General features: G+C 55.9%; 24 protein-coding genes. 2 read left to right on the forward strand and 22 right to left on the reverse strand.

Features of this window, described 5'->3' with window-relative positions:
- Positions 1-55: 55 nt before the first annotated feature.
- From cheZ to AC2FAK_RS04145, 11 genes are all read right to left on the reverse strand, one after another.
- Complete coding sequence (cheZ, locus tag AC2FAK_RS04095; protein ID WP_013096065.1) at positions 56-700, reverse strand: protein phosphatase CheZ; 645 nt, start codon at positions 698-700, stop codon at positions 56-58.
- Positions 701-710: 10 nt separating this feature from the next.
- Positions 711-1,100, reverse strand: coding sequence for a chemotaxis response regulator CheY (gene cheY, locus AC2FAK_RS04100; RefSeq protein WP_008500431.1), 390 nt, complete (start codon positions 1,098-1,100; stop codon positions 711-713).
- Positions 1,101-1,117: 17 nt separating this feature from the next.
- Positions 1,118-2,167 carry a protein-glutamate methylesterase/protein-glutamine glutaminase gene (locus AC2FAK_RS04105; protein ID WP_003859716.1) on the reverse strand — a complete coding sequence of 350 codons (1,050 nt, stop codon included), beginning with the start codon at positions 2,165-2,167 and terminating at the stop codon, positions 1,118-1,120.
- Positions 2,164-3,030, reverse strand: a complete 867-nt coding sequence (gene cheR / locus AC2FAK_RS04110; RefSeq protein WP_008500429.1) for a protein-glutamate O-methyltransferase CheR — start codon at positions 3,028-3,030, stop codon at positions 2,164-2,166. Before cheR ends, AC2FAK_RS04105 begins: the two co-directional genes overlap by 4 nt.
- Before the next feature lie 19 nt (positions 3,031-3,049).
- Positions 3,050-4,651 carry a methyl-accepting chemotaxis protein IV gene (gene tap / locus AC2FAK_RS04115; protein WP_058680204.1) on the reverse strand — a complete coding sequence of 534 codons (1,602 nt, stop codon included), beginning with the start codon at positions 4,649-4,651 and terminating at the stop codon, positions 3,050-3,052.
- Positions 4,652-4,695: 44 nt separating this feature from the next.
- The gene (gene tar / locus AC2FAK_RS04120; protein WP_013096061.1) at positions 4,696-6,363 is read right to left on the reverse strand and encodes a methyl-accepting chemotaxis protein II; all 1,668 of its coding nucleotides are present in this window, start codon (positions 6,361-6,363) and stop codon (positions 4,696-4,698) included.
- An 85-nt stretch (positions 6,364-6,448) separates the two neighbouring features.
- Positions 6,449-7,411 carry a Csu type fimbrial protein gene (locus AC2FAK_RS04125; protein ID WP_038420939.1) on the reverse strand — a complete coding sequence of 321 codons (963 nt, stop codon included), beginning with the start codon at positions 7,409-7,411 and terminating at the stop codon, positions 6,449-6,451.
- Positions 7,408-9,792: a fimbria/pilus outer membrane usher protein gene (locus AC2FAK_RS04130; RefSeq protein ID WP_095454562.1), complete on the reverse strand. Its 2,385-nt coding sequence runs from the start codon at positions 9,790-9,792 to the stop codon at positions 7,408-7,410. The genes AC2FAK_RS04125 and AC2FAK_RS04130 overlap by 4 nt, the downstream gene beginning before the upstream one ends.
- Positions 9,768-10,529 carry a fimbrial biogenesis chaperone gene (locus tag AC2FAK_RS04135; RefSeq protein ID WP_038419938.1) on the reverse strand — a complete coding sequence of 254 codons (762 nt, stop codon included), beginning with the start codon at positions 10,527-10,529 and terminating at the stop codon, positions 9,768-9,770. Before AC2FAK_RS04135 ends, AC2FAK_RS04130 begins: the two co-directional genes overlap by 25 nt.
- 16 nt (positions 10,530-10,545) lie before the next feature.
- Positions 10,546-11,094 (reverse strand): Csu type fimbrial protein, encoded by a 549-nt coding sequence (locus AC2FAK_RS04140; protein WP_020687631.1) that lies wholly within the window; start codon positions 11,092-11,094, stop codon positions 10,546-10,548.
- A gap of 12 nt (positions 11,095-11,106) precedes the next feature.
- Entirely contained in the window at positions 11,107-11,679 is a 573-nt protein-coding gene (locus tag AC2FAK_RS04145; protein ID WP_013096056.1) for a Csu type fimbrial protein, read from the reverse strand.
- Between the two features lie 428 nt (positions 11,680-12,107).
- On the opposite strand from AC2FAK_RS04145, the gene AC2FAK_RS04150 reads away from it, so the two are divergent.
- Complete coding sequence (locus AC2FAK_RS04150; protein WP_023620134.1) at positions 12,108-13,367, forward strand: dicarboxylate/amino acid:cation symporter; 1,260 nt, start codon at positions 12,108-12,110, stop codon at positions 13,365-13,367.
- 539 nt (positions 13,368-13,906) lie between these two features.
- Here the strand turns inward: AC2FAK_RS04150 and cheW are convergent.
- The 6 genes from cheW to flhD all read right to left on the reverse strand — a co-directional run bounded on the left by cheW (position 13,907) and on the right by flhD (position 19,339).
- Positions 13,907-14,410, reverse strand: coding sequence for a chemotaxis protein CheW (gene cheW / locus AC2FAK_RS04155; RefSeq protein WP_013096054.1), 504 nt, complete (start codon positions 14,408-14,410; stop codon positions 13,907-13,909).
- 19 nt (positions 14,411-14,429) lie between these two features.
- Positions 14,430-16,466 (reverse strand): chemotaxis protein CheA, encoded by a 2,037-nt coding sequence (gene cheA, locus AC2FAK_RS04160; RefSeq protein WP_095454563.1) that lies wholly within the window; start codon positions 16,464-16,466, stop codon positions 14,430-14,432.
- Positions 16,467-16,470: 4 nt separating this feature from the next.
- Complete coding sequence (gene motB, locus AC2FAK_RS04165) at positions 16,471-17,400, reverse strand: flagellar motor protein MotB (protein WP_013096052.1); 930 nt, start codon at positions 17,398-17,400, stop codon at positions 16,471-16,473.
- A complete protein-coding gene (motA, locus tag AC2FAK_RS04170; protein WP_008500417.1) occupies positions 17,397-18,284 on the reverse strand; it encodes a flagellar motor stator protein MotA in 888 nt (295 codons plus the stop codon). Before motA ends, motB begins: the two co-directional genes overlap by 4 nt.
- A gap of 123 nt (positions 18,285-18,407) precedes the next feature.
- The gene (gene flhC / locus AC2FAK_RS04175) at positions 18,408-18,986 is read right to left on the reverse strand and encodes a flagellar transcriptional regulator FlhC (protein WP_013096051.1); all 579 of its coding nucleotides are present in this window, start codon (positions 18,984-18,986) and stop codon (positions 18,408-18,410) included.
- 2 nt (positions 18,987-18,988) lie between these two features.
- Positions 18,989-19,339, reverse strand: a complete 351-nt coding sequence (flhD, locus tag AC2FAK_RS04180) for a flagellar transcriptional regulator FlhD (RefSeq protein ID WP_013096050.1) — start codon at positions 19,337-19,339, stop codon at positions 18,989-18,991.
- A gap of 794 nt (positions 19,340-20,133) precedes the next feature.
- Here flhD and uspC point away from each other — a divergent pair.
- On the forward strand, positions 20,134-20,562 hold the full coding sequence (uspC, locus tag AC2FAK_RS04185; protein WP_029882593.1) for a universal stress protein UspC: 429 nt from the start codon (positions 20,134-20,136) through the stop codon (positions 20,560-20,562).
- Positions 20,563-20,577: 15 nt separating this feature from the next.
- Here uspC and otsA read toward each other — a convergent pair whose 3' ends face one another.
- The 5 genes from otsA to araF all read right to left on the reverse strand — a co-directional run bounded on the left by otsA (position 20,578) and on the right by araF (position 26,533).
- Positions 20,578-22,002 (reverse strand): alpha,alpha-trehalose-phosphate synthase, encoded by a 1,425-nt coding sequence (gene otsA, locus AC2FAK_RS04190; RefSeq protein WP_095454564.1) that lies wholly within the window; start codon positions 22,000-22,002, stop codon positions 20,578-20,580.
- The gene (gene otsB / locus AC2FAK_RS04195) at positions 21,977-22,780 is read right to left on the reverse strand and encodes a trehalose-phosphatase (RefSeq protein ID WP_029882592.1); all 804 of its coding nucleotides are present in this window, start codon (positions 22,778-22,780) and stop codon (positions 21,977-21,979) included. The genes otsA and otsB overlap by 26 nt, the downstream gene beginning before the upstream one ends.
- Positions 22,781-22,956: 176 nt before the next feature.
- Positions 22,957-23,943, reverse strand: a complete 987-nt coding sequence (gene araH, locus AC2FAK_RS04200; RefSeq protein ID WP_013096046.1) for an L-arabinose ABC transporter permease AraH — start codon at positions 23,941-23,943, stop codon at positions 22,957-22,959.
- 14 nt (positions 23,944-23,957) lie between these two features.
- Complete coding sequence (gene araG / locus AC2FAK_RS04205; protein ID WP_013096045.1) at positions 23,958-25,472, reverse strand: L-arabinose ABC transporter ATP-binding protein AraG; 1,515 nt, start codon at positions 25,470-25,472, stop codon at positions 23,958-23,960.
- A 71-nt stretch (positions 25,473-25,543) separates the two neighbouring features.
- Complete coding sequence (gene araF, locus AC2FAK_RS04210; protein WP_028027935.1) at positions 25,544-26,533, reverse strand: arabinose ABC transporter substrate-binding protein AraF; 990 nt, start codon at positions 26,531-26,533, stop codon at positions 25,544-25,546.
- Positions 26,534-26,640: the final 107 nt, after the last annotated feature.

Here is a 26,640-nt window from a genome sequence, read left to right on the forward strand (position 1 = left end):
GGTGATTCTGCGTTAACCGCCTCAGGCGCATGCACACCTGAGGCGGAAAGGCGTATCAGAAACCGAGGCTGTCCAGCAGGTCGTCTACCTGATCCTGGCTTGCCACAACGCCCGCTTTGGTGGCGTCGAGCTGTGGGCCATTGAGCAGGCTTTCGTTCTCGCGTTTCGGACGTGCAGCCGGTTCCGGAATGTTTTCCAGCAGCACCATCAGCAGCTGACGTTCAATCTCCTGAATCACATCCATCATGCGCTTGATCACCTGACCGGTCAGGTCCTGGAAATCCTGCGCCATCATGATGTCCAGCAGCTGAGCGTTGGTGAAGCTGGTGTGGCCCGGTACATCGCCCAGGAACTGACGGGTATCCGTCACCAGTTCGCGGGCATCCGCCAGCTCGATAGGATTCTCAAACCACTCATCCCAGCGTTTGGTCAGCGCTTTCGCGCCCTTTTCCATCGCATCCTGGTGCGGTTGTGACGCTTCAACGCTGTTCAGCGCACGTTCAGCCGCTTGCGCGGTCATCTGCACAACGTAGTCCAGACGGTCACGCGCATCAGGAATCGCTTCCGCCGCTTCGGCGATTGCCTGGTCCAGCCCCAGTTCACGCAGGCTGTCACGCAGCATGCGTGTCAGGCTGCCGATGCGGGCAATGATATCGCTGGGCGAATGTTCTTCAACGGGTTTCATAGCAGGTTGCATCATAACCAACACCTCACATGCCGAGTTTCTCGAAGATCTTACCGAGCTTCTCTTCCAGGGTCGCCGCGGTGAATGGCTTCACCACATAGCCGCTTGCGCCCGCCTGTGCAGCGGCAATGATGTTCTCTTTTTTCGCTTCTGCGGTCACCATCAGCACCGGCATAGAAGCCATGCCTGCATCCGCGCGGATGGTTTTCAGCAGTTCCAGACCATCCATATTCGGCATGTTCCAGTCAGAGATAACAAAACCAAACCCGCCCGCCTGCAGTTTGTTCAGCGCATCCACGCCGTCTTCTGCTTCTTCAACGTTGTTGAAGCCCAGCTCTTTCAGCAGGTTGCGCACAATGCGACGCATGGTGGAAAAGTCATCCACAACCAAAAACTTAAGCTCTTTATCCGCCATAAAATAATACTCCTGAGTCAAATACGTATTGCCTGTCCGGCACTGATTTTCGCCAGCATCTGCTGGCTTACCTGGCTAAGATCGACCACTTCGCTCACGCCACCCATATTGATGGCCTCGCGCGGCATGCCGAACACCACACAACTTGCTTCATTCTGCGCAATCGTCCAGGCGCCAGCCTGGTGCATTGCAAGCATTCCGGCGGCACCATCGTTGCCCATCCCCGTCAGGATCACCCCAACGGCGTTGCGCCCCGCATGTTTCGCCACCGAATGAAACAGCACATCCACCGACGGACGGTGCCGGTTTACCGGCGGCCCGTCATGAATTTTGATTTGATAGTTAGCGCCGCTGCGCGCCAGCTCCATATGCTTATCGCCCGGCGCGATGTAAGCATGACCCGGGAGCACACGCTCGCCATCTTCCGCCTCTTTCACGCTGATCTGGCACAGCTTGTTCAGACGCTCCGCGAACGAGCGGGTAAAGCCTGGCGGCATATGTTGAGTGATCAGAATACCCGGACTGGAAAGCGGCAATGGCTGGAGTACATGGCGAATTGCCTCTGTTCCTCCGGTTGATGCGCCAATCACCAGCAGTTTTTCCGAGCTGAGTAACGGACCCGCCTTCAGGGTTGCCGGGGCAGCCGTTGGCTTATGGGCCGCGAGCTTCGCGCGCGAGGCGGTGCGGATCTTCTCAGCGATCATTTCGCTGTAGGCCAGCATGCCTTCACGAATGCCAAGCTGGGGTTTGGTGACAAAATCCACCGCCCCCAGCTCCAGCGCGCGCAGCGTAATTTCCGAGCCTTTGCCAGTCAGCGATGAGACCATCACCACCGGCATTGGACGCAGACGCATCAACTTTTCCAGGAAATCAATGCCATCCATGCGCGGCATCTCGACATCCAGCGTCAGCACGTCGGGGTTATATTTTTTAATTAAATCCCGCGCTACCAGCGGATCCGGCGCGGTAGCGACCATCTCCATGTCGCTGTGGCTATTGATAATTTCAGTCATGATCTGGCGCATCAGCGCCGAATCATCGACAGACAATACCCTGATTTTACTCATGCTTTTTCCTTACTCAGCGCATATACCGTTTGCCCACGCAGGCTAAACTCACGCACGAGGTTGCTGAAGTTTTCCGAGTGCCCGGCAAACAGTAAACCGTCAGGCTTGAGCAACGGAACAAACCGACGCAGAATGTCCTGTTGCGTCGTTTTATCAAAATAGATCATGACGTTACGGCAAAAAATGGCGTCGAAAGGCCCCGGCACGTTGTACTGCTTATCCAGCAGGTTAACCGGTGCAAACTCCACGCAGTTCGCCAGCTCCTGGCGCACGCGCACCAGCCCTTCATGCGGGCCGGTACCGCGCATGAAGTAACGCTGAAGCTGCTGAGGCGACAACGTCTTCAGCTCATCCTGGCGATAGACGCCGTTACGCGCCTTCTCCAGCACTTCGGTGTCGATATCGCTGGCGTACACTTTCCAGCGACCCGGCGCCATTCCCAGGGTATCGGCAAGGGTGATCGCCAGCGAGTAAGGCTCTTCCCCGGTCGAGGCCGCCGCACTCCAGACGCGATACTCCCCGGTGCGACGGCGGGCGTGCTCTGCCAGTACCGGGAAGTGATGAGCTTCGCGGAAAAAGGCCGTCAGGTTAGTGGTTAAAGAGTTAATAAAAGCCTGCCACTCGGCGCTGTTCTGGTTCGCTTCGAGCATGCTCAGGTAGCGACCAAAGTCATCCAGCCCCAGCGTACGCAGACGCCGCACCAGACGGTTGTAGACCATGTCTCGCTTATGGTCAGCAAGCACGATCCCCGCACGCTGGTAAATTAACTGACATATCCGACGAAAATGCGCGTCGGACAGCGCGAGGCGCTGTGTCATCTGCAACAATAATGACGTTTGCCCTGGAGGCATTGGTGATGTCATAGCGCCTTCTTAATTACATTCAGGATACAACTGGCACGGCCTGCGACCGCCCGACTTCTGTTACTGCTTCAACGTGCTCTTTGACATTAAATACCGCGACCAGCCCGGTCAGATGATCCGCCTGACTGGCCAGCTGATCGGTTGCCGCTGCCGCTTCCTCCACTAACGAGGCATTCTGCTGCGTGACCTGATCCATCTGGCTTACCGCCTGGGCCACCTGCTCAATCCCGCGACGCTGCTCATCAGATGCCGAGGCAATTTCGCCCATGATGTCGTTCACCCGCGTAACGGAGGTGACAATCTCGTGCATGGTTTTCGCCGCCGTATCCACCAGCGCGGAGCCTTGCTGGACGCGGGAGACAGACTCTTCAATCAGCCCTTTGATCTCTTTCGCCGCGTTGGCGCTGCGGCTCGCCAGGTTACGGACTTCACCCGCCACCACCGCAAACCCGCGCCCCTGCTCACCCGCACGCGCCGCTTCCACAGCCGCGTTCAGCGCCAGAATGTTGGTCTGGAACGCAATGCCATCAATCACGCTGATGATGTCGCCAATTTTCTGCGAACTGGCGGCAATATCCTGCATGGTGCTGGCCACATGAGACGCCTGGTCGCCCCCCTTCTTCGCCGTCATCGCCGCCTGTTTTGACAGGTCTGACGCCTGGCGCGCGTTGTCGGCGTTCTGGCTTACCGTCGCAGTCAGCTGTTCCATGCTGGCCGCCGTTTGCGCCAGCGAGGCCGCCTGTTGCTCGGTACGGGAAGAGAGATCGTTATTGCCAGCCGCAATCTCTGAGATCCCGGTGTGCATGGCATAGCTGCCCTGGCGCACATCGGAGACCGTTTCCCGTAGCGATCCTTGCATCGCCTTCAGGCTGGCAAAGATCGCCGAAATTTCGTTTTTGCCATACACCGCCACCGGACGCGCCAGATCCCCCTTCGCAATGCTGTCGAAGTGGCTGCTGATAATCGCCAGCGGCTGAACAATCATCTTGCGCGACCAGAGCAGCGCGGCACCGGTCAGCAGTGCCGCCAGAATCACCATCACGGTAAAAATCACGCCGGACATGTGGTAGCTCATGCGGCTGCTATCCCCTGCGCGCTGCACAAACTGGTTAATGTCCTGCTGCCAGGCGTTAAAGCTGTCATCAAACGCCGCCTGCGACGCCTGTACCGGCGCGGTCATAAAGTCCGAGAGCTGGTTGTTCTCAAGCCAGGTCGCCTGGTGATCCAGATCGCTGTGCCACTGCTCAAAGTTCTTCTTCATGGCAGCTTTCAGCGCTTTCCCTTTTTCGCTGACGTCCTCCTGCGCGGTGAACGTTTTGAACTGCGCGTCGGCCTGTTTAAGGCTGTTGCGCGCCGTCGCCATCAGCGCCTTGATATCATCCGGCGGATAACTCAGCGCGGTTAAGGTTCCCGCCTTGTTTAGCGCAGTGCTTGCCTGCAACAGCACGGCACGCGTTTGTGCCAGTGCGGAGCGCTGCTGATTACTCGCCTCAACTTCCTGCAAATTCTGATAGCCATCGCGAAACGCCCAAAAAGACAACCCGTTACTGCCAACCTGCAACACACCGCAAAGGATCAGAATCAAAAACAGTGTGGTCGAGATACGAATACGATTTAACATCCACGCTCCCATCAAGCGGCAAGCAGCCGCGGTTTAAATGTCAGTCAAAATGTTTCCCAGTTTTCATCATGTCCGGTCGTCGCGGCGCGGGTACGCGTGGCCGCCGGCTCAGCGGCGGGCGCACGATACGTGGCTTGCGGGGTGACCGTATTTCCAGCGAGTGAAGCGAGACGAAACGCCGAGACGGCCATCTTCAGACGGCTCGCCTGGTCTTCCAGCGCAGCGGCCGCCGCGGCGGACTCCTGCACCAGAGCGGCGTTTTGCTGTGTCACGCGATCCATTTCCGATACCGCCAGGGCAACCTGGTCGATACCACGACTCTGCTCATCAGAGGCAGAGGCGATTTCACCCATGATGTCCGTTACGCGGGTAACGGCATTCACGATGTCATTCATGGTCTCCCCTGCGCTTTCCACCAGCACGGAGCCGGTATCGACGCGGGAAACCGAGTCTTCAATCAGGGCTTTAATCTCTTTCGCCGCGTTAGCGCTGCGGCTGGCGAGATTACGCACTTCACCGGCCACCACCGCAAACCCGCGCCCCTGTTCACCCGCACGCGCGGCCTCAACGGCGGCGTTCAGCGCCAGGATATTGGTCTGGAAGGCAATGCCGTCGATCACGCTGATGATGTCAGCGATTTTCTTCGAGCTGTCGGCAATTTCATGCATGGTTTTCACCACACCATCCACCACCCGACCACCACGCTGCGCCGTTTCGGACGCGCTTTCTGCCAGCTGAGAAGCCTGACGCGCGTTATCCGCGTTCTGCTTCACGGTGGCGGTGAGCTGTTCCATGCTGGCCGCGGTCTCTTCCAGCGCGGAGGCCTGTTGTTCGGTACGGGAAGAGAGATCGTTATTGCCCATCGCAATTTCGCTGGTGCCGGTATAGATGGCATCCGTGCCGCTACGCACGTTGGCAACGGTATCGATAAGCGAACGCTGCATATGGTCTACGCTGTTAGCCAGTTCGGTGATTTCGTTACGCCCGGAGACGGTGAGCGTTTTGGTCAAATCGCCGCTCGCAATCTCGCGGATATGGGCAATGACGCGACCCAGTGGGTTCAGCAGGCTATGGCGAATGCCGTACCATACCGCGATCAGCACAATGGCCAGCGCCAGCGCCATTACCGCCATCTGCCATTTGGCAAAGCGGTAATCATTCTGGCTTTCCGTAAAGGCCGAGTGGTAGAGATCTGCGCTGGCTTTGGCGTATTCACTCAGCGCCGCGCCGAGCGCGTTTTGCATTCCTTGTGTCGGCTGGGCGAAATAGGCGTCCATGTTGCCGCTCTCCAGGAACTGGATAAGCTCCGTCAGACCGGCATAGTAGGCGTTATATTTTTCGTCGATATTCTGGCTCACCTGCTCCATGGCAGGCTGCGGGGCGATCTTCTTAAAGGCGTCGTAGTGCTTTGCGGCATCCGCAAGGGTTGCGCGGGCATTTTTCAGCAGATCGGTTTTCGCGCTGCTCTGCTGGTTATTGGGATCCATCATCATGCGGGCGGAGGAGCGGCTCAGGTTGATACGCGTTTGCAGCATCAAATCCCACGTTGACGTGAGTTCACTCTGCTGCAGGCGCAGATCGTTTGAGGCGGCGAAACTGTCCTGATTCTGTTTTAACGACGAGAAAAAAAGCCCACCGGAGATAAGCTGAAGTAGTGCGAAAATGACCAGCACCATCATGAGCATTGTGACAACGCGGATACGGTTCAACATACAACACCTTCTCATAGATTTATTAACGGTGTTATCGGCACAGGCCACAGGAACTTTACATTTGCGAAAGGGAAAAGCGCGGGGGTTAGAACGCCACGTCAACAATCAGCGTGTCGGTATAGGTTCCGGCGGGGGGCGTGGCCTGCCCGGTCAGGACTTTGGCGGTGTAATTGTAGGTACGCAGTAATCCGTCGGTACTGACCTGGGACGAGGTCGCACTGGTCCAGCGTTCGGTGCCGCTGCTGCCCCAGCGGTTGGTGGTGGCTTCTTTATAGATGTCGTAACTCATGTAGTTACTGCCGCTCACCATGCGACGAACGTTGTTCAGCGCATTGGCACCATTGTTAATCCCTATGGTATAGGTACTGCCTTTGGTGCAGGTGACGGCGATGGCCTGCGAGACGGTGGGAAAACTTTGTACCAGCGGCGCGCTGTTGAAATTCACGTCCGGCGTGGTCATGGTGCTGCAGTCGTTAGTGACGGTCATGTTGAGAAGGATCGTGGTGGTGGCCGTGCCGGTTTGCGGCGTCAGGCAAAGTCCGGCAGCGCCAACGGCACAGACGTTGTAATTGATGCTGAATGTCAGCAGCACCTGATACGGGCCGGCCGAGACGTTCTGCCCCGGCACCGTACGGAAATAGAGCGGAATGTTGTAGCGCTTCGACCCCAGCAGCCCGAGCAGCGTGTTCCCGCTCCAGGTATAGGCATTACCGATCTGCACTTCGCTGCTACCGCCACAGCCAGAGGCAGCGCACAGGCGCGTGGGTATGACATCGGTAATAGCCGCATTGTCCGTGCGCTTCAGGGTGGCGCGACTGTTGGCGAATATCGATGCCGAGGTGTAAGTCAGCGCCACCGAGTCGTTGGTAAGCAGGTTGAGGACCGTATCGCAGGCCACCACCAGCGTACCGGTGGTTTCCACTTCCCCGGTTCCGCTCAGCGCGAACGAGGTCACGCTGCCAAACGACGCATTCACCGTACTGACGGTGCAGGCCGCGCCGCTGGCACCGGAGAAGAGCAGCAGAATCACCAGCAGATAACGCGTCACCGTGCCTCCCGACATACCAGCGGCCCGTAGGTTTGCAGCCTGTGTTCCGGGTTCGCGCCAACGGTCAGCGTCGCCTGGCACCGTTTGCCCGTCGGGGTGATCACCTCCAGCGAATTGACGTCGCTAAGATTTTCCAGCCAGGCGATCCCGTCATAACCCACCACCGCGTTGCTGCGCGAGGCACGTCTGACCTGGCTGCCCACCGGAATGGCCTGTCCCTCGGCATCATGCAGAATGACGCTTGCCACCCGCTCCTGCTCCATCGGGAAGTCCACCAGATAACCGCTGTGGCGGCGGATCGCAATCCGGCGTTCGGTCTCTTTCAGACGCGTATCGGCAGGGAGATTGAGGGTGTCAATGCGGTAACTGGCCGGGTAATAGGCCGACACGCCGCTCACCAGCAGATAGCCGTTGCGATTCGTTTTGCCGACCGGCTGATTCTCGTAGCTGACGGGTACATCCGGTTGACCATCGGTGCTGATCACCACAAAGGCGTCGTTGATTTTATTCGCCGCAAACAGCTCGCCGTCCATCAGCACAATGGAGCCCAGCGCCTCGCTCCACCAGGTCATCATGTCCTTTTCACCGTAGGCCCCGCCCTGCACTTCGATATTATTGTTACGCCAGCCCAAGGTTCCCTGCTGATAATTGTTCGCCCGCGACTGATGCGCCCATGCCATGTTCCAGCTTAACCCGCCATCGGAAGGCATGGAGTGGTTGTAGTTGATGCGCTGCGTGCTGCCTGCCTCCGGCGTGTTTTCGAAGGTGACCGCGGCGCTGTCCCGTTCCCCAAGCGGGACCTGTAGCGAGAGTGCAACCGTCCAGTCGCCCCGCTGCTGATCACGGCTTGCGGCGAGGTAAAGACTGCTCGCGCCCCACAGGTTGCGGCTCCATGAGAGGTTAAGCAGTTCTGTTTTCTGGCTGTCAAAACTCTCCACACCGATCCAGGCGGCCCCGATATTGCCGTACTGCCCAAGGTTAAAGGTCAGGGAATATTGATCGGTATTGCGGCTGAAGCTGGCGACAGGCCGGTCGTTTTCGTCATAGATCGTCGGCTGGTCATAGAGGGCCAGGTTGCCAAAACCGCGATCGCGTCGCGTATGTTGAGTGGCAAGGCTAAAATCGCTGGTGCTGTACTGATAGCCCCAGGCGATCTGCCCGCCCTCATCGCCGCGCATCCGGCTTTGGGTATACGCGGTATTCACAACGCCAAAGTGCCCGAGCTTCACCACCGTCCCGGCACCGCCCAGCGCCAGCGACTCCGCCCCTTCCGCGTGAGCTTCAAGAGTCAGCCAGTCCGTTACCCCGTAGCGATACGAACCGCTGCCCGCCGCCGGACCATAATCAAAATTGTCGATCCCGTAGTTGCGCCGCAGGCTTCCCAGCGTCACCGCCCCATCGCTCAAGCCGCGTTTAAGCAGTTCGCTGGTGACATAGAACGGCAGCGTAGTGCTCACCTGCCGTCCCAGCGCATCGGTGGTGATCAGCACCGCGTCTCCGGCCCCGTTAATATAGGGCAGATTCGTCAGGGTAAAGGGGCCCGGCTGAAGCTGCGTAGAGCCAGACCGATAGCCATTAATAAAGAGATCGACCGAGGTGGGAACCGCTGCTTCCCCGGAGAATTCCGGCAGCGGCCAGGTCACCAGATCCGGGCGCAGGGAGAAGTCACGCCCGTAGCTTATCCCACCCATTCGCACGCTGGAGCTCCAGCTCAGGGCATCGCTGATCACATCCCCGGCCGTCCAGGTGGTGGCGTCCTCTTCGTTGGTGACCAGCAGGGTGGTGTCATAGCGCACATATCCGGCCTGCTGGCCGTCATCGCCAGCGAAATTTTTCCGCACATAACCGGTAGAAGAGAGCGAACCGCGTTCATTGAAGTAGCGGAACTCATGCCACAGAGAAGCCTGGCCGCCCACGTGTTCCGTGTGGTTAGTATAAAGATCGTAATTCAGCAGCGCCCCGCGCCCAAAGTGAGGTTTGCTTTGCGCGGTTTGCCCGCCAAAGGAGGTCACCCGGGAGGCCACCCATTCGCGGGGCACGTTGAGCAGCAGACGCTGTCCGGCGCTGTCGTACTCCACGCGAACCTGAGCAAGCGATGAGAGATCCACCTCGCCGGTCGGCACATGCTCCGGCGGCAGCCCGGCACGCAGCAAATCGGCGCTTGAGATAAAGTAAGCGCCTTTACGCTGCGTCACGGGCACCACCAGACCGGTATCGTAGTGGTTCACTATGAGGCCAAGCTGAAAAACCGCCTCATCGTTCACCGCCCGGGCCTCAGGAGGCGGCGGTAAACTGTCATCGCCGGGTTCTGCCCAGGCGCTGGTCGTGACGCAAAGCAGGATCATCATCGCCGGTTTCAGTTGACGGGCGTCGACTGCCATTGTTCATCCCTGGCGTTAATCTGCGCGCGCATCTGGTCTGGCTGCCGAATTCCGGCCGGGATGGCCCAGCTGCGGGTACTGCCCGCCAGCACGTAGCCCAGCAATCCCTCAGCAACAGGACGTTTCTGCCCGCCCTGCACCAGCGAAACCTGACTGAGCCTGACGTGTACATCTCCCCGGTTGTTAACCTCCAGGTGAGGCTGTCCGCCCTCATTTTTTACCCGCCAGCTGAGGTTGTGCGTATCCACAAACGCATGGTGCGCCCCCTCTTTGCTTGTCGGGATCCCCTGCCCATAGACAAAAAGGGGAATGGAATAACGCATCTGCAGTTTGAGACCGATAGCCGGTTCGGCTTTATTATCCGGCTGAGGAATTTCATCGACAATAATACGGTAGGCCTGCTCGACCCCCACCGGAACCGTCCCCTGTTTGATAAGACGAATAAGCTGCTTGCTGCCCGCTGCGATGGTGACAATTGGCGGGCTGGCCACCACATCCTGCTGAGCACTGTAACGTTCGAACCCGCCCTCCTGCTTCCAGCGCACAATGCGTACCTGCATGGTGGTTGGGCTGTTTCCTTGATTCTGGATCCACAGCTCCGTGGCTTTGGCATCAGCCGCCAGCCACGGATCGATAGGCCATAACAGAATGGTGGCGGCGGCCTGCACCTGGCCTGCCGCCACGGCCATCACCCCCAGCAAACTTCCCAGACATATGCGCCTGAAATATGCCGTCATCGACGCTCTCCCTTTATCACCATGACAAGGTCACGGTAAGTTGATCAGAATAGGTTCCTGCCGGGCTGAACCCGGTCAATAGCGCCACGCCAAACAGCGGCAGCGCGATGTTATTGCTGTTGGTATAGGTCACCGGAATCGCCTGGTTGACCCCTATTTCGCTGTTCGCCGCAAGTGAACTGCTGCTGTAAAGCCGGTATCCCACCACGTCGTTCCCGCCGTTGCGCGTCATTCGCCGCACGGAGGCGTAATTCTGCCCGCCGTTAATACTCATACTCAGCGCCACGCCTGGCGTACAGGCGATCGAGAGTGCCCCGTTTGGTACGAAGCTGGTGCTCACCGGAGCACTCTCCACGCCGGTATGGGTACCGAAGTTCAGCGTGCCCAACAGCCCCCCACTGCCGGTGCTCACCGCGCATCCCGGCACAATGGTCGCGCTGACCTTAAAGGACTGCGACGTGACGGCCATAGCGACCGGCACCAGCGCCAGCCCGAGGATCAGCGTAAAAAAAAGATGCACGATCCCCTCTGCGCAGTGGCGCAGACCTGAAAAAGCGGTCTTCATGGGCTAAGTGGGCTAATAGGTTACGCTGACATTTATGGTGTCGGTGTAGGTCCCCGGTACCACCGTAACGCTGTTTCCGCCGCCGGTAATACGCCCGTAGAGGGTGTAACTGTCCACCCCACCGGCCGTGGACGCGATCGGCAATGCCGCGTTATTCGCCACAACGTTATTAAATCCGCTGTCGCTATACAGGCTGTATGCCACACCCTGCGCCGTGTTGGTGGTGTTGATCAGATAGCGGGCGGGTGTCCCCGTCGTGCCAACGACGGTGCCCGGCGCAGTGGAGTTGGTATTCCCGGTTATCGCCACCGTGTAGCTGGCGGTTGTACATTGAATCGTGAAGGTGTTTCCGCCGCTGGCACCGGTCAACTGCGTCGTCAGGGTGGAAAAGGTTGCAGGATGGGTCCCGAAATCCAGTGTCCCGAAGTTAATGCCGTTTTGCGTGGGCGATCCATTAATCAGACACCCGTTTGTCAATGTCAGCGTCGCGCCGATAGTGCCACTACTGGTGACCGCCAGCGCCTGATGGGCGGTTGTCGCGGTTAACAGAATGCCAGCGCAGGTCAAAAGGCGTTTTCTTTTCATTTACCACCCTCCAGAAGACGTCTCCGTTCACGTACAACAATTTAGTTTTAACGTTCAAGATGTTAGCCCCGCTTAATGTTCCTCCGAGGGGGTTATTGAGAATTTAGTTTATGGTTATCGCTTCGACCACTGGCGGCCATGTCAGTCACCCCCTTGTCCGATTGACAGAGAAATGATTTAAGAAACATTGGGTTATTGATTTATAAACGGAATTTACCGAATGTTGCCTGAGGATATATCCCATTAAAGTGTGATAAGCATCACAATATATCGTCGCGGCATTAGCAACAAAATTAATAAAATTTAAAAAGGAGTTGTATCTCCCCCCGCTTTACTTCAATTTATGTGCCGAATAATTTCCCGCGCAGTAATAAAAAATCCATATATATCGGCGCGGGCGACATCTACAGCGCATAGGGGTCTTTTTCGTGGCAAGTGCAAACAAACTTACGCTCTTCATCGTGATATTCATGCTGGCGGGTATTCTTTCAGGGGCGGCCATTCATGAATACGCATCTGCGGATGCCATCAAAACCTGGTCGGATAACATTACGCTTCTCACCGATATTTTTCTGCGACTGATCAAAATGGTGATTGCACCGTTGGTCTTCAGCACGCTGACGGTCGGCATTATGAAAATGGGCGAAACCTCGACTATTGGCCGCGTAGGCGGTAAAGCGATGGTATGGTTTATCAGCTCATCGGTGCTTTCTATTCTGGTGGGGCTGTTTATTGTCACTCTGGAGCATCCAGGCAGCGGTCTGAACCTGACGATCCCCACTGAAGCAGTGGATACCGGGCTGGCCGTCGGCGGCATGACCCTGAAAGCGTTCCTCTCACATACCATTCCGACCAGCATTGCCGGGGCGATGGCGAACAATGAAATTCTGCAAATTGTGGTGTTCTCCATGTTCTTTGGCATCGGCGGCGCGTCGCTGGGCCAGAAATTCAACGCCCCGCTGGTCGCGGCGCTGGATGTGGTATCCCATATCATGCTGAAGGTCACGGGCTACGTCATGTATGTTGCCCCGCTGGCGATTTTCGCTGCGATCTCGTCGGTGATTGCCACCCAGGGTCTCGGCATTCTGCTGAACTATGCCTCCTTTATTGGCGGCTACTATGTGGCGATCCTGCTCACCTGCATGGTGTTGCTGGCAGTGGGTTACATGGTGCTGAAAAAAGAGGTGTTCCGCCTGCTCAGCATGCTGAAAGATCCGGTGCTGGTCGCCTTTACCACCAGCAGCTCCGAGGCAGCGTATCCGAAAACCCTTGAGCAACTGGAGCGATTTGGCTGCTCGCGCAGCATCGCCTCTTTCGTCCTGCCAATTGGGTATTCCTTTAACCTGGTCGGTTCGATGGTCTACTGCTCTTTTGCCTCAATGTTTATCGCTCAGGCGTACAATATTCATTTGAGTTTCTCTGAGGTCACCGTTCTGATGCTGACGCTGATGCTGGCATCAAAAGGCATTGCGGGCGTACCACGCTCTTCGCTGGTGGTACTGGCGGCGACCATCCCAAGCTTTAATATTCCGGTGGCGGGTATTCTGCTGCTGATGGGGATCGACCACTTCCTGGATATGGGGCGTTCCGCCATTAACGTGCTGGGTAACGGGATTGCAACCGCGATGCTGTCGCAGAATGAAGGGGCGCGGGAAGCTGAAGCGGAGCTGGTAGAGCAGGAAGTGTAAGAGTACAAAAGGGGTGTGGCCTGATGCCCTCACCCCACCCCTCAACCCACCGGGCTGAGGAATCCCCAGTAATTTTTTACCGAAAGCGATGAATGTTGCTTCAGGAAAATGAATGACTTACAACGACGCCCTGGTCCGGCTGTAAATCGCTGAGGCGTTTCCTGCAGGCCGGGGCGAGGCGCATGGATGCGCCGAGAGGGCGGCTTTACAGGGACGTTACATCCGCCCGTCCCCGATAAGCCGGAAGGAATAAGCCGAGGGCACCGCGAAGCGGCGATTTACCGCCGGGAGCCCGGGTCGCCAGGGCGGTGGCGATTGAGCCGCCCTGGCACGTTCACAAGTCATGCCGTTACAGAGTAGCAAGGAACATAAAGTGAACGGAATTACCTCTACAGCCATATGTTCCCCCTCACCCCAACCCTCTCCCTCAAGGGAGAGGGGGTCCTCCGTGCAGACATTATTTTATGGGGATCCCTCAACCCACCGGGAGAGGGAGCAAACACAAAAAACGGCAACCTGGATTGCCGTTTTGCATTTACCTACGCTACATGGTTCGCCGCGATATCCAGCAACGCCATCTCTTCGCTGTTCAACAGCTTCTCGATGTTCACCAGAATCAACATACGCTCACCCAGCGCACCCAGCCCCGTCAGGTACTCGGTAGACAGCGTGACCGCAAACTCCGGCGCCGGACGGATTTGGTCAGACGTCAGTGAAAGCACGTCAGACACGCCATCCACCACGATACCGACCACGCGCTGCCCCAGATTGAGGACAATCACCACGGTGTTATCGTTATACTCCACATCGCCCTGGCTGAACTTCACGCGCAGGTCAACGATAGGCACAATCACCCCACGCAGGTTGGTGACGCCTTTAATAAACGCTGGCGTGTTCGCGATGCGGGTAACCTGATCGTAACCACGAATTTCCTGCACTTTCAGGATATCGATGCCGTACTCCTCATCGCCTAAAGTGAATACCAGGAACTCCTGTCCTGATGGCTCGCCCGCCAGTTTCGTTACATTACTCATACCGGTCATGTTCTTACCCTTTACTTAATCAGGCGGCTGTGTACGCCACACGTTGTTCACGATTTAATCCCTGAAGCGCCGACACGTCGACGATCAGCGCCACGCTACCATCACCCAGAATGGTGGCGGCAGAAATACCCGGCACTTTGCGGTAGTTGCTTTCGAGGTTCTTCACCACCACCTGGTGCTGACCAATCAACTGGTCAACCAGCAGCGCGTAGCGGCGACCCGCACTTTGCAGGATCACGACGATACCCTGCGTGGCCTCTGTTTTCGCCCCGTCGACTTCGAAGACTTTCCACAGTTCCACCAGCGGCAGGTATTCCCCACGCACTTCGAGCACGCGCTCGCCACCTGCCAGTGGGTGCAGATCTTCTTCACGTGGCTGCAGTGATTCCATTACCGCGTTCAGCGGCAGAATGAAGACTTCGTCCGCCACTTTCACCGACATACCGTCGAGGATCGCCAGCGTCAGCGGCAGCAGAATACGAATGGTAGTACCAGAACCTTGCTTAGACTGGATTTCGACGTGGCCGCCCATTTCCTGAATGTTACGCTTCACCACGTCCATTCCCACGCCGCGTCCGGAGACATCCGTCACCTGCTCGGCGGTTGAGAAACCCGGGGCGAAGATCAGCATGCCCACTTCTTCATCGGTCATGTTTTCGCTGACCGCCATCCCCTGCGAAATCGCCTTCGCCAGGATACGCTCGCGGTTAAGGCCCGCGCCGTCATCGGTCACTTCAATACAGATGTTCCCGCCCTGGTGCTCCGCAGACAGGATCAGGTTACCGACCGGGGATTTTCCGGCGGCAATACGGTTTTCCGGCAGTTCGATACCGTGGTCCAGGCTGTTACGTACCAGGTGCGTTAACGGATCGATAATGCGTTCAATCAGGCTCTTATCCAGCTCGGTGGAGCTGCCCATCAGCGTCAGTTCAATCTGCTTATTGAGTTTACCGGCCAGGTCGCGCACCAGACGCGGGAAGCGGCTAAAGACGTACTCCATCGGCATCATACGGATGGACATCACCGATTCCTGCAGATCGCGGGCGTTACGCTGTAACTGCCCCATGCTGGTAATCAGATCGCCGTGCGTGACCGGGTCCAGTTCGTTAGAACGCTGGGCCAGCATTGACTGGGTGATCACCAGCTCGCCGACCAGGTTGATCAGCTGGTCAACCTTCTCTACGGCAACGCGGATGCTGGTCGATTCGCTGGAGCGCGCCGCCGGTTTTTCACCACGGCCCGGGGCGGCAGCCTCTTTAGGAACGGCTTTCAACGCCGGGGCAGCAGGGGCGACCGCGGGCGCAGCAGCCTGAGCCACAGCGGCAACCTCCTCCACTGCAGCAGGCGCGTCAACGGCAACCGCTTCCGTTTCAAAGGCGATTTGATCGGCTTCGATAACAAAGCACAGCACCGCCACGATGTCGTCCTGGCTGATACCGTCATCGAGCGTCGCAGCAAGGCTGTCTTTGCCTTTTACCACGTTGCTTAATGTCGCCAGGTTACCCAGCTCCTCTTGCAGCAGGTTGACTTCGTTCTCTTTCAGGCGTGACAGCACAACGCGCAGTTTCCCGGCTTTAGCGGCGGCAGGTGCTGCATCTTCAGCGGCTGGCGCATCAACAACGCTCAGTTTGGCTGCAGGAACAACGGCTGCGGCGACCTCACCTTTTGCTTCCAGCGCAAGCTGGCGCAGCGCATTGCAGATGTATTCAAAGCTGGCGGCATCAGGCTCTGCCGAACTTTTATAGGCGTCGAGCTGTTCCTGCATAATATCTTTGGTTTCCAAAAACAGGTTGATAATGTCGGTATTGAGCTGCATCTCACCGCGTCGTGCTTCATCAAGCAGGTTTTCCATTAAATGGGTGGTTTCCTGCAGGATGGTAAATCCAAATGTTCCGGCTCCGCCTTTAATGGAGTGCGCAGCGCGGAAGATGGCATTGAGCTGCTCGGAGTCTGGCGCTTCTGGCACCAAATCCAGCAAATGTTGCTCCATATCCGCCAACAATTCGTCGGCTTCATCAAAGAATGTCTGGTAAAAATCGCTAATATCCATGCTCACGCTATCACCTCGGATTGGCTGGTGGCGATGTTGGAACGGCAGCCGAAGGAACGGCCCCAGGCTGTTTTAAATCGTCCAGTGACTCATTCTGACTTTCGGCGTTTTCATGCAGGATGGCCTGCTCCGCCTGCTGGTTCAGCACTAAAAGACTGATACGACGGTTGATGGCGTCATCCGGCCCGCGGTCGGAGACACGCATGGTTGCTGCCATGCCGACCACGCGCAGTACCTTGCCATCATCAAGCCCACCCGCCACCAGCTCGCGACGCGAGGCGTTGGCACGATCGGCAGAAAGCTCCCAGTTGCTGTATCCCTTCTCGCCCGTAGCGTACGGGAAGTCATCCGTGTGGCCTGACAGGCTAATGCGGTTTGGAATACCGTTCAGCACCGGCGCAATGGCGCGCAAAATATCGCGCATATAGGGTTCAACCTCGGCGCTACCGGTTTTGAACATCGGGCGGTTCTGGCTATCAATAATCTGGATACGCAGCCCTTCCTGCACCAGATCGATCTTCAGATGCGGTCGCAGCGCGCGCAGTTTCGGGTCCGCTTCAATCAGCTGATCGAGATCGCCGCGCAGTTTCTTCAAACGCGCCTGCTCCATCTTTCTCTTCAGCTCGTCGATGTTCGGCTCTTTTTTCACCTCACCCTGCTTCTGGGTGTAATCATCGCCGCCGCCGGGGATCGGGCTGTCACTGTTAGAGATACGCGGCCCACCGGAGACCGCAGTCGCCAACGGCGTACGGAAGTATTCCGCAATCTGAATCAGCTCTTTCGGGCTGGAGATCGAGATCAACCACATCACCAGAAAGAAGGCCATCATTGCGGTCATAAAATCGGCGTAGGCAATTTTCCAGGAGCCATGCGCACCGTGCCCATGCCCCTTATGCTTGCGCTTTTTTACGATGACGATCGGATGGGACTGGTTTTTCATGCGTCCTCAGTTGTCGTCTGTTGGTTTGGGTTTTTCACCGCACGCACGTGTTCTTCAAGCTCGATAAACGACGGACGCTCGCTGGAGTAAAGCGTTTTACGGCCAAACTCAACCGCGATCGGTGGCGCATAACCGTTGAGGTTAGAGAGCAGCGTAATCTTCACGCACTGCATCATTTTGGTGGTTTCCGCGCTCTTCTGACGCAGAACGCTGGCCAGCGGAGAGATAAAACCATACGCCAGCAAAATACCGAGGAAGGTCCCCACCATGGCGTGGGCAATCAGCGCCCCCAGCTCTGCAGCCGGGCGATCCGCCGAGGCCAGCGCGTGAACAACCCCCATGACCGCCGCCACGATACCGAAGGCCGGCAATGAGTCCCCCACCAGCGCCAGGCTGTTGGCCGGCACTTCGGATTCGCTCTCGTGGGTTTCGATCTCTTCGTCCATCAGCGCTTCAATTTCGAAGGTATTCATATTGCCGCTGATGATCAGGCGCAGGTAATCGACAATGAAATCCAGCATCATGGCATCGGCAAGGATGCGCGGGTAGCTGGCAAAAATCTCGCTCTCTTTCGGGTTTTCGATATCCCGTTCCAGCGAGAACATCCCCTGCTGGCGCGACTTCGCCATCAGGCGATAAAGCAGAGCCAGCAGATCCATATACATGCTTTTGGTGTATTTCGAGCGACGGAACAGCAATGGAATAGCTTTCAGCGTCCCCTTGATCGATTTCCCGTTGTTACCAACGATAAAAGCCCCTACCCCTGCGCCGCCGATGATAATAAGTTCAGCCGGTTGATAGAGTGCTCCAAGGTGCCCGCCGGTCATCATGTAACCGCCGAAAACTGTACCGAGAACTACCAGGTAACCTAATAAGATAAGCACGACATCATCCTTCCGCTAGTGACTATGGCAAGGACGTTCAGCTCGCAGCGTTTACCGAATCCAGGATAAAAAAAAGCAGCGGTAATGGCTTACCGCTGCTGGAATCTTTCCCACACGTTCGGGTTAAACAGCTTGTTCGATCTGTTCATCCAGCAGTTGTGGAATAATATCGGCAGCATCCCGGGAAAGTTTACGTCTTTTTACTGCACGGGATGGAGGCTGACATAAACTACAGGCGAAGCTGCCTGCAGGCTGATGAGCATGGGTAATGAAATTGCCATCGCAGCAGTTGCAGCGCGACAATTCAAGCATTCCGCTCTCAACAAAACGCACCAGCGTCCATGCGCGGGTCAGCGCCAGCAGGGGACCCTCTTCCTGCTGTGGGCATTGTTCAAGGTAAAGTTTATACGCTTTGATCACGGCATCGACGCCGCTACACAAACCGGTTTTGAGAAGGTACTGCCAGGCATTACAGAACATGGAGGCGTGAATGTTCTGCTCCCAGGTCATAAACCAGTCCGTTGAAAACGGCAACATTCCTTTCGGTGGGGGACTACCACGTAACTCTTTGTACAGTTTGATGAGACGACCACGGCTCAACTGAGTTTCGCTTTCCAGCATTTGTAAACGAGCACCCAGTGTAATCAGCTCCATGGCCAACTGTATGTCACGCGCTTCCTGAACAATGCTTTTCTCGCTCATTTCTACGCTCTTTTTTTACGGGCTGCGTCATCAGGCTGGCTGATTTCGTTGAGCAAGCGGGTGGAGAGAAGAATACCGGTATGGATCTGTTGCAGATCGTCCACACGAGATTCCTGTGTCAGCCGCGTGATAGTCTGAGGATTATCGAAGCGGAACTGGCAAACCAGTTGATTCGTTTCAGCCAGTTTAACCATTTGCGGCAGGGTTAACCCGCCCAGCATGGTTGCCATCTCTTCGTTAATACCTAAACGAAACATCGCGGACGCTTTGTCCTGACTAATCAATCGCTGCGCGAGCAGTAAATATGACAGGTTGATGTCATAGATATGTTTTAGCAACTCGGATGTATGCATTTTTCCCATCCCGAATAACCAACTATTATTTTTATGCGGAAAGACCGCACCCCGTGATGTCGCCGGGAAAACACCCGGTATTTAAAAAAAAGGCTAAATGCATAGTTGAATTTAGGTTTGTATTCTGCAAAACGTGCACCAACGAAGCGCGGATGCGCTTCTTACATGTTTTATCATTTCTTACAAATAACTAAGATTTTTCCTAATTCGACGCAAACTCTACTCGTCAGTTTTGACACATACAATGCAGCCATCCTCAAATTTAAAAAAAATGTGATCCATGTCACATAATTTAAGTGAATATCATCCATAAATCCATCAGTGAGACTTGTAATTTGTTCATTATTTAACCAATCAAGACCATTTTATATTCTTTATGGACGAATACTCATGCAGAAGTGCGAACAGAAGGCGCATGACGATTGCTTTTTTGAGCAATAGCGACTACCGCAACAATTCACACGCTATACATCTCAGGGCCACATTTTCATTACCTATGAAAAACATACAGTTATGCTTGAGGGGTGAAAAGTTTGTTTCAAAGCGTGATCATTCACATTGCGTCTATAACGCTTTAAAACGATTTAACATCACGCGCATCAAAATGTGTGATTTACGTTAAGTTGTTAATTTTTTTCATTTGCACGCGGTTTGGCGTTATTCTTCTTATAAGAATAATTAATGAATAATTATGAGAAGCTTCACACTAATGTCGTATTCACCTCTTGCAGAAGTGCTGATTTCGCGGTAATGCTGACACAGACGCGGTTTTTCAGACAGCTAAGGAGTGCGTGATGAGTTACTCCCATCTTCTTGTTTCTGTTGCAGTTTCACCGGAAAGTCACCAACTCGTTGCCCGGGCGGTGTCCATCGCCCGCCCGCATAATGCGCGCATCAGCTTAATTACCCTTGCGGCCGAACCCGAGATGTACAATCAACTGGCAGCCCCCATGCTGGAAGATATTCGTGAGGTATTACAGGAAGAAACGCAGCAATTTCTGCAGGAGCTGGTGGAGAAAGCGCAATATCCCATTTATCAGACCGTCATTGCGACAGGTGAACTGAATGCGCATATTCTCGACGTATGTCGCAAAGAGAAAATTGATTTAGTGATATGCGGGAACCATAACCAAAGCTTTATTTCACGGGCGGCCTGCGCGGCGAAATCGATAGTCGCCTCAAGCCTGGTTGATGTGCTGTTGGTGCCTCTTGGGGGTCGTTAAACCCCCAGAGGAATATCACGCCAGTTTAGGGAAAGTCGCGATCTTTTTTTGCAGAACGCCTTCATGGCTTTGCGGCTCAATATTACGCAAATCGCGAATAAAACGTGCCTGCCAGTGATTAATATCGTTCTCGCGGATCGTATCCATCATTTCCGCATGACGGGAAATACGCTCCGTCAGCGGCATCGTCAGAGCACGGTTGAGCGCGTTCGCCACATCATCCCGGTCGTAAGGGTTCACGATGAGCGCTGAAGTGAGTTCGTTCGCGGCTCCCGCAAACTGAGAAAGCACCAGCACCCCCGGATCGGCCGGATCTTGTGCCGCCACATACTCCTTTGCCACCAGGTTCATCCCGTCGCGCAGCGGTGTTACGAGGCCGACGTCAGCATAGCGGAACACCTTCATCAGGATCTTACGGTCAAAATGTTGGTTCAGATAAAACAGCGGCGTCCAGCCCAGTTGACCGTAGCGGCCGTTGATGCGCCCTGCTTCCGTCTCCAGTTGATGACGAATATCCTGATAGGCCTGCACTTCCCCACGCGACGTAGGTGCAATCTGCGTATAGCGGATTTTACCGTGGTGCTGCGGATATTTATCCAGCAGCGTTTCATACGCCAGGAAGCGCTCCGGTAGCCCTTTGGAGTAGTCGAGACGCTCCACCGAGAAGATATTCTTCACGTGTTTCAGCTCGTTTTTAAGCTGCGCCAGCTTCGGCGGCAACGGACCAGACGCCTGCTCAGCAATCTCATCCGGCTCTATCCCAATCGGATAGACTTCGGTGTGGAACGTTTTACCCCAGGCCGTATGCGTTTTGCCCCCTTTCGTCATCAGGCGTGTTTTACCCGATACCGAATCCAGGAACGCAATGCGGTCATTCTCAGTCTGGAAGCCCAGCAAATCGTAATCAGACAGCGCTTCCAGCAGTTCTTCATGCGGCGGCAGCGCGGTAAAAATTTCCGGTGTCGGGAACGGAATATGGAGGAAGAAGCCGATGCGGTTGTTGACTCCGCGTTTTCGCAGCTCACGGGCGAAGGGAAGCAGATGATAGTCGTGGATCCATAAAATATCGTCTTCCTCGATTAAAGGCAGCAGTTTATCCGCCAGCAGCGCATTGACGCGGCTGTAGCCTTCAAACGATTCTCGCTGGAATTTGACCAGGTCCAGACGGTAGTGGAACGCGGGCCACAGCACGGCATTCGAGAACTGGGAGTAGTACTCGTCATAATCTTTCTCTTTCAGGGCGAATGACGCCCAGGTGATGTTGCCGCGCGTCACCTTTTTAAGTGGTTTTTCTTCCTCACTGATGTCACCACTCCAGCCAAACCACAGCCCGCCAGCAGCTTTTAAGGCACCTAATACCCCCACCGCCAGCCCACCTGCACTGGCTTTTTTATCGTCAGGCGGTGCGATACGGTTAGAGACGACGACTAAGCGACCCATAATGGTTTCCCCCTTTGTTTTGCGCTATTTGTTGTTGTTGCTGGTTAGCGATGTCAGATATCCACTGCCAGACGCTGGCCACATTTGCCAGACGCCATTCGGCTTCAGTATCACCAGGCCCAACCTTCACGGAGATCCCTCCGGCCTGATTCACTACACGAAACCCGGCCTCATCGGTCAGGTCATCCCCAAGAAAAACGGGCGTCCGGCCCCGGAAAGGCGGCGTTGCCATAAACGCGGCGATCGCAGCCCCTTTATTGATCCCTTTCGGTTTAAGCTCCACGACGCATTTACCCGGCTGCAGCGCCAGCTCAGGATGCGCCTGCGCGACCCTGGCGGCGAGCGCAAGCACGGCCTCTTCATGCTGCGGTGCCTGGCGATAGTGCAAGGCAAAGGCCATCCCTTTGGCTTCCAGCTCCGTGCCCGGCAGTTCAGCCAGTGCAGCAGCGAGCTGCGCCTGCAGCTTTTCGATTAATGCATCGGGGAGTGAAACGATGTGCGTGTGATCATGGATGTCGCGGCGCTCCGCTCCGTGTACACCGGCCAGCGGAAAGTGGTAAGGACTGGCGAGCAAATCCAGCTCGGCCATTGAGCGCCCTGATATCAATGCCAGTGCTCCCTCATTCATTTGCGAGAGCTGATGCAAATCCTGTAATACCGCCTCCGGGATAACCACCTGGTCGGGGTGCGGTTTTATCCCGGCGAGCGTGCCGTCGAGATCGAAAAAGAAAGCATAATGTCCGGGCAGTACAGGCGGTGCGGTTAACAAGTCAGCCACCCTGGTCCTCCTTACGGTTTACGAGAGGTAAACGCCTTTACCTCTTTCATAGCCATGTAAGTATAGACAGTGTGACGTCGCTCGCCATTTGACAACCGCCCCGCCAGCGGAACTGGCGGGGCGGTTCAGGCGTCAACTAAGGTTATAAGTTGAGCAATTAAAAGGCAGGAAGAACGTTACACGGTACGCTTCGCTTTTTGCTTGTAACGGTCGAAAATCACGGCTGCGAGCAGGATCAGGCCACGAACCACATACTGGGAGAACGGCGAAATATTCAGCAGGTTCATGGCGTTCTCTACCGTCCCCAAAATGAGGATACCGGCCACCACATATGAGATTTTTCCGATGCCGCCTTTCAGCGAAACCCCGCCCAACACGCAGGCTGAAATGACGATCAGCTCGTACCCGATGGAGGTCATAGGCTGGCCGCTGGTCATGCGCGATGCCAGAATAATCCCCGCTGCCGCCGAGACCAGACCGGAGAGCACAAAGATAATGATCTTGGTGCGCACCACCGGTACGCCCGCCAGCCGCGCCGCTTCCTCATTACCGCCGATCGCCAGGGTATTTCGGCCAAACGTGGTGCGGTTAAGCAGGAAGCCGAACAGGATCAGACAGGCCACCGTCAGCCAGATTGGCGCAGGCAACCCCAGCCAGTTCGCATAGCCAAGGGTGAAGAAGCGCTCGTCTTCAATCCCCACCGCTTTACCGTCGGAGATGATATAGGCCAGACCGCGCACAATCTGCATGGTCGCAAGGGTGGTGATCAGGGCGTTAATCTTCAGGCGGGCAATCACAAACCCGTTAACCAGACCGCTGATAACGCCCAGCAGCAGACCCGCCAGCACGCCAATCCACAGGCTTTCGGTCATGTTGATCACCACCGCCGTGGTGACGCCAGCACAGGCAATGACGGAGGCCACTGACAGGTCGAAATCGCCCGAGGCCAGACAGAACAGCATCCCGCAGGCCACCATGCCGGACATGGAAATGGCCAGCCCCAGCCCTTTCATATTAATGAAGGTGGCAAAGTTGGGCACAAAGATCGCGCAGGCGACAAAGAGTGCGGCAAAGACCACCAGCATGCCGTACTGATCCCAGATGCGGCCAAAACTGAAGGCCGATTTCGATTTCGGCGCTCCGGATGTAGTAACAGAGGACATCATTAACTCCTTGCTCAGGCGACAGCCTGGCTAACTTTCGGCATGGCGAGACTCAACGCCTGTTGTTCATTCGCCTGTTCATGAAGCAATTCACCGGCGATTTCGCCCTCACGCATCACAACAATGCGGTCGGCCACGCCGAGTACCTCAGGCAGATCGCTGGAGGCGAACAACACCGCCACACCGCGTTTTGCCAGCTCATAGATCACGTTATAAATTTCGTGTTTCGCCCCCACATCGATGCCGCGCGTTGGCTCATCCAGCAAAATGACCTTCATATCCTCCGACAACCAGCGGCCTAAAATCGCCTTCTGCTGGTTACCGCCGGAGAGATTCATGATCAGCTGTTCCGGGCCCGGGGTTTTGATGTTCAGCGAACGGATATGGTGGTCGGCGTTGCTCTCCTCCCAGCCGTCGTTGATCAGGCAACCGGCGCGAATAAACTTCCGCCGCGCGGAAATATTGATGTTGTCACGTACCGAGTGCACCGGAATAATGCCCTCCGCTTTGCGGTCTTCCGGGCAGAGCATCATCCCGGCCTGGATGGCATGTGCGGGCTTCTGGATATCGACCCGCTGCCCGTCAATGGATACCTGCCCTTCGGTGATGCGCGTACCGCCAAACAGGCCTTTCATTAACTCGCTACGCCCTGCGCCCACCAGACCAAACAGCCCGACAATCTCCCCGCTGCGCACCGAGAGCGAGATCGGCGTTCGCACACCCGGCGCTTTAACGTTTTCCAGCTTCAGGCGCTCAGGGCCGTATTCGCGTGGCTGCCAGTGATAGATATCTCCCAGCTCGCGGCCAACCATCGCCTGAACGAGCTGGTCATGATTGACCTGCTCCATATCGGTAAAGGTGCGCACGTAGCGGCCATCTTTAAAGACGGTGATGGCATCGCTTAAGGCAAAAATCTCTTCCATACGGTGCGAAACATACAAAATAATGCGGCCTTCTTTACGCAGCTCGCGGATCACCCGGAACAGGTTTTCGATTTCACGCGCGGAAAGCGAGCTTGTCGGTTCGTCGAAGGCAATGATCTTGGCGTTACGCGCCAGCGCCTTGGCAATTTCTACCATCTGCCACTGGCCGATGGAGAGATACTTCAGTGGTGTCTGGGGATCGACATCCAGACCCAGATGTTTCAGCTGCAGCCCCGCTTCGTAATTAAGTAGCGACCGGTTTACCACGCCGCTTTTGTGCGGGAGCTGGCCTAAATAGATGTTTTCTGCCACCGTCATCTCAGGGATCAAATGCAGTTCCTGATAGATGATGGCCACCCCGGCGTTGAGCGCAGCGGTGGTATCAGCAAACGCCACCTCTTCGCCGCGAATGGCCAGCGTGCCGGTGGTTGGCGTGTAGTTGCCGCTGAGGATTTTCAACAGCGTGGATTTTCCGGCGCCGTTTTCGCCCATCAGGGCGTGAACCTGACCGGCATAGCAGTCGAAGCTGATATCGGTCAGCGCGTTAACACCGGGAAAGGTTTTCCCGATACCGCGAAAAGAGAGATACGGATCAGACTGTCGCATAACGTCTCCGTGATTCCTGTAGTGTGTACGTCTGGCCCCTCGCGGTTCGCGAGGGGCACAATCACCGCGTATTACTTACCGCCCAGTCCTTTTTTCGCCAGCTCCTCTTTGAAGTTGTCGCGGGTGATCAGCACCACGTCGGTCACTTCAGTAAACTTCGGCGGTTCCACCCCTTTGGTAACCCAGTTGTAGAGCATTTCGCTGGATTTATAGCCGTGCACGTCCGGGCTTGGCAGCAGTGAGCCGTAGAAGCCCGTCGCCTGCGCTTTAGAGAGCTCACTCACCGCGTCAACGCCGTTGATGCCGATACCGATCACATCAGGCGCTTTGAAGCCCTGACCTTCCGTTGCGCGTACGCCGCCCAGGACGGTGTTATCGTTCATGCCGACCACCAGCCAGTGCTTCACCTCTGGATGTTGAACCAGCATGGAGTTGGCGGCGTCGAAGGCCCCCGGAATGTCGTTGGATTTTGTCGGCACTTTATAGATCTGTTTTTCCGGGAAGCCGGCCGCTTTCAGCGCGTCCATTGACCCGGTGGTACGACGGCGGGCGGTATCCAGCTCGTCGGCGGTGATGGCCATCACGGCGGTATCTTTCACATCCCAGCCGCGTTTCTGCATCTCTTTATAGAGTTCCTGGCCCTGACGTTCGCCAATTTTGGTGGCCGCCATCATCACCAGCGGCACGCTGTCCATCGGTTTGCCCTTGGCGTTGACGAACTGATCGTCAACCGCAATGACCTTCATGTCGTAACCGCGCGCTTTGGCTGCAATCGCAGAGCCCAGTTTGGGATCCGGCGTACAGATAACGAACCCTTTCGCCCCGCTGGCCGCCAGGCTGTCGATAGCGTTCAGCGTTTTTTCACCGTCAGGCACGGCGATTTTAATGACTTCAAATCCTAAATCTTTCCCGGCCTTATCGGCGAATTTCCATTCGGTCTGGAACCAGGGTTCTTCCGGCTGTTTTACCAAAAAACCGAGTTTTAAATTCTCAGCGATAGCGGATTGTGACATAACGGCAGCCAGACCGATGGCCGCCAGCGCTTTAGTAAATTTGTGCATGGTAAACTCCAGCATTAGCGTTCTTTTCTGTAGGGAATATTTGCGTACTTCTTATTTAATCGGACTTAAAACAAGGCATTAGCGCTTACCTCGTCATAAGCGTTAGT

This window comes from Enterobacter cloacae complex sp. 394F7, assembly GCF_057320385.1.

Bases quoted from the DNA above. Each gene is read 5' to 3' on its own strand.
- cheZ (WP_013096065.1), bottom strand. From the start codon at position 700: ATGATGCAACCTGCTATGAAACCCGTTGAAGAACATTCGCCCAGCGAT.
- cheY (WP_008500431.1), bottom strand. From the start codon at position 1,100: ATGGCGGATAAAGAGCTTAAGTTTTTGGTTGTGGATGACTTTTCCACC.
- AC2FAK_RS04105 (WP_003859716.1), bottom strand. From the start codon at position 2,167: ATGAGTAAAATCAGGGTATTGTCTGTCGATGATTCGGCGCTGATGCGC.
- cheR (WP_008500429.1), bottom strand. From the start codon at position 3,030: ATGACATCACCAATGCCTCCAGGGCAAACGTCATTATTGTTGCAGATG.
- tap (WP_058680204.1), bottom strand. From the start codon at position 4,651: ATGTTAAATCGTATTCGTATCTCGACCACACTGTTTTTGATTCTGATC.
- tar (WP_013096061.1), bottom strand. From the start codon at position 6,363: ATGTTGAACCGTATCCGCGTTGTCACAATGCTCATGATGGTGCTGGTC.
- AC2FAK_RS04130 (WP_095454562.1), bottom strand. From the start codon at position 9,792: ATGGCAGTCGACGCCCGTCAACTGAAACCGGCGATGATGATCCTGCTT.
- AC2FAK_RS04135 (WP_038419938.1), bottom strand. From the start codon at position 10,529: ATGACGGCATATTTCAGGCGCATATGTCTGGGAAGTTTGCTGGGGGTG.
- AC2FAK_RS04140 (WP_020687631.1), bottom strand. From the start codon at position 11,094: ATGAAGACCGCTTTTTCAGGTCTGCGCCACTGCGCAGAGGGGATCGTG.
- AC2FAK_RS04145 (WP_013096056.1), bottom strand. From the start codon at position 11,679: ATGAAAAGAAAACGCCTTTTGACCTGCGCTGGCATTCTGTTAACCGCG.
- cheW (WP_013096054.1), bottom strand. From the start codon at position 14,410: ATGACCGGTATGAGTAATGTAACGAAACTGGCGGGCGAGCCATCAGGA.
- motB (WP_013096052.1), bottom strand. From the start codon at position 17,400: ATGAAAAACCAGTCCCATCCGATCGTCATCGTAAAAAAGCGCAAGCAT.
- flhC (WP_013096051.1), bottom strand. From the start codon at position 18,986: ATGAGCGAGAAAAGCATTGTTCAGGAAGCGCGTGACATACAGTTGGCC.
- flhD (WP_013096050.1), bottom strand. From the start codon at position 19,339: ATGCATACATCCGAGTTGCTAAAACATATCTATGACATCAACCTGTCA.
- uspC (WP_029882593.1), top strand. From the start codon at position 20,134: ATGAGTTACTCCCATCTTCTTGTTTCTGTTGCAGTTTCACCGGAAAGT.
- otsA (WP_095454564.1), bottom strand. From the start codon at position 22,002: ATGGGTCGCTTAGTCGTCGTCTCTAACCGTATCGCACCGCCTGACGAT.
- araH (WP_013096046.1), bottom strand. From the start codon at position 23,943: ATGTCCTCTGTTACTACATCCGGAGCGCCGAAATCGAAATCGGCCTTC.
- araG (WP_013096045.1), bottom strand. From the start codon at position 25,472: ATGCGACAGTCTGATCCGTATCTCTCTTTTCGCGGTATCGGGAAAACC.
- araF (WP_028027935.1), bottom strand. From the start codon at position 26,533: ATGCACAAATTTACTAAAGCGCTGGCGGCCATCGGTCTGGCTGCCGTT.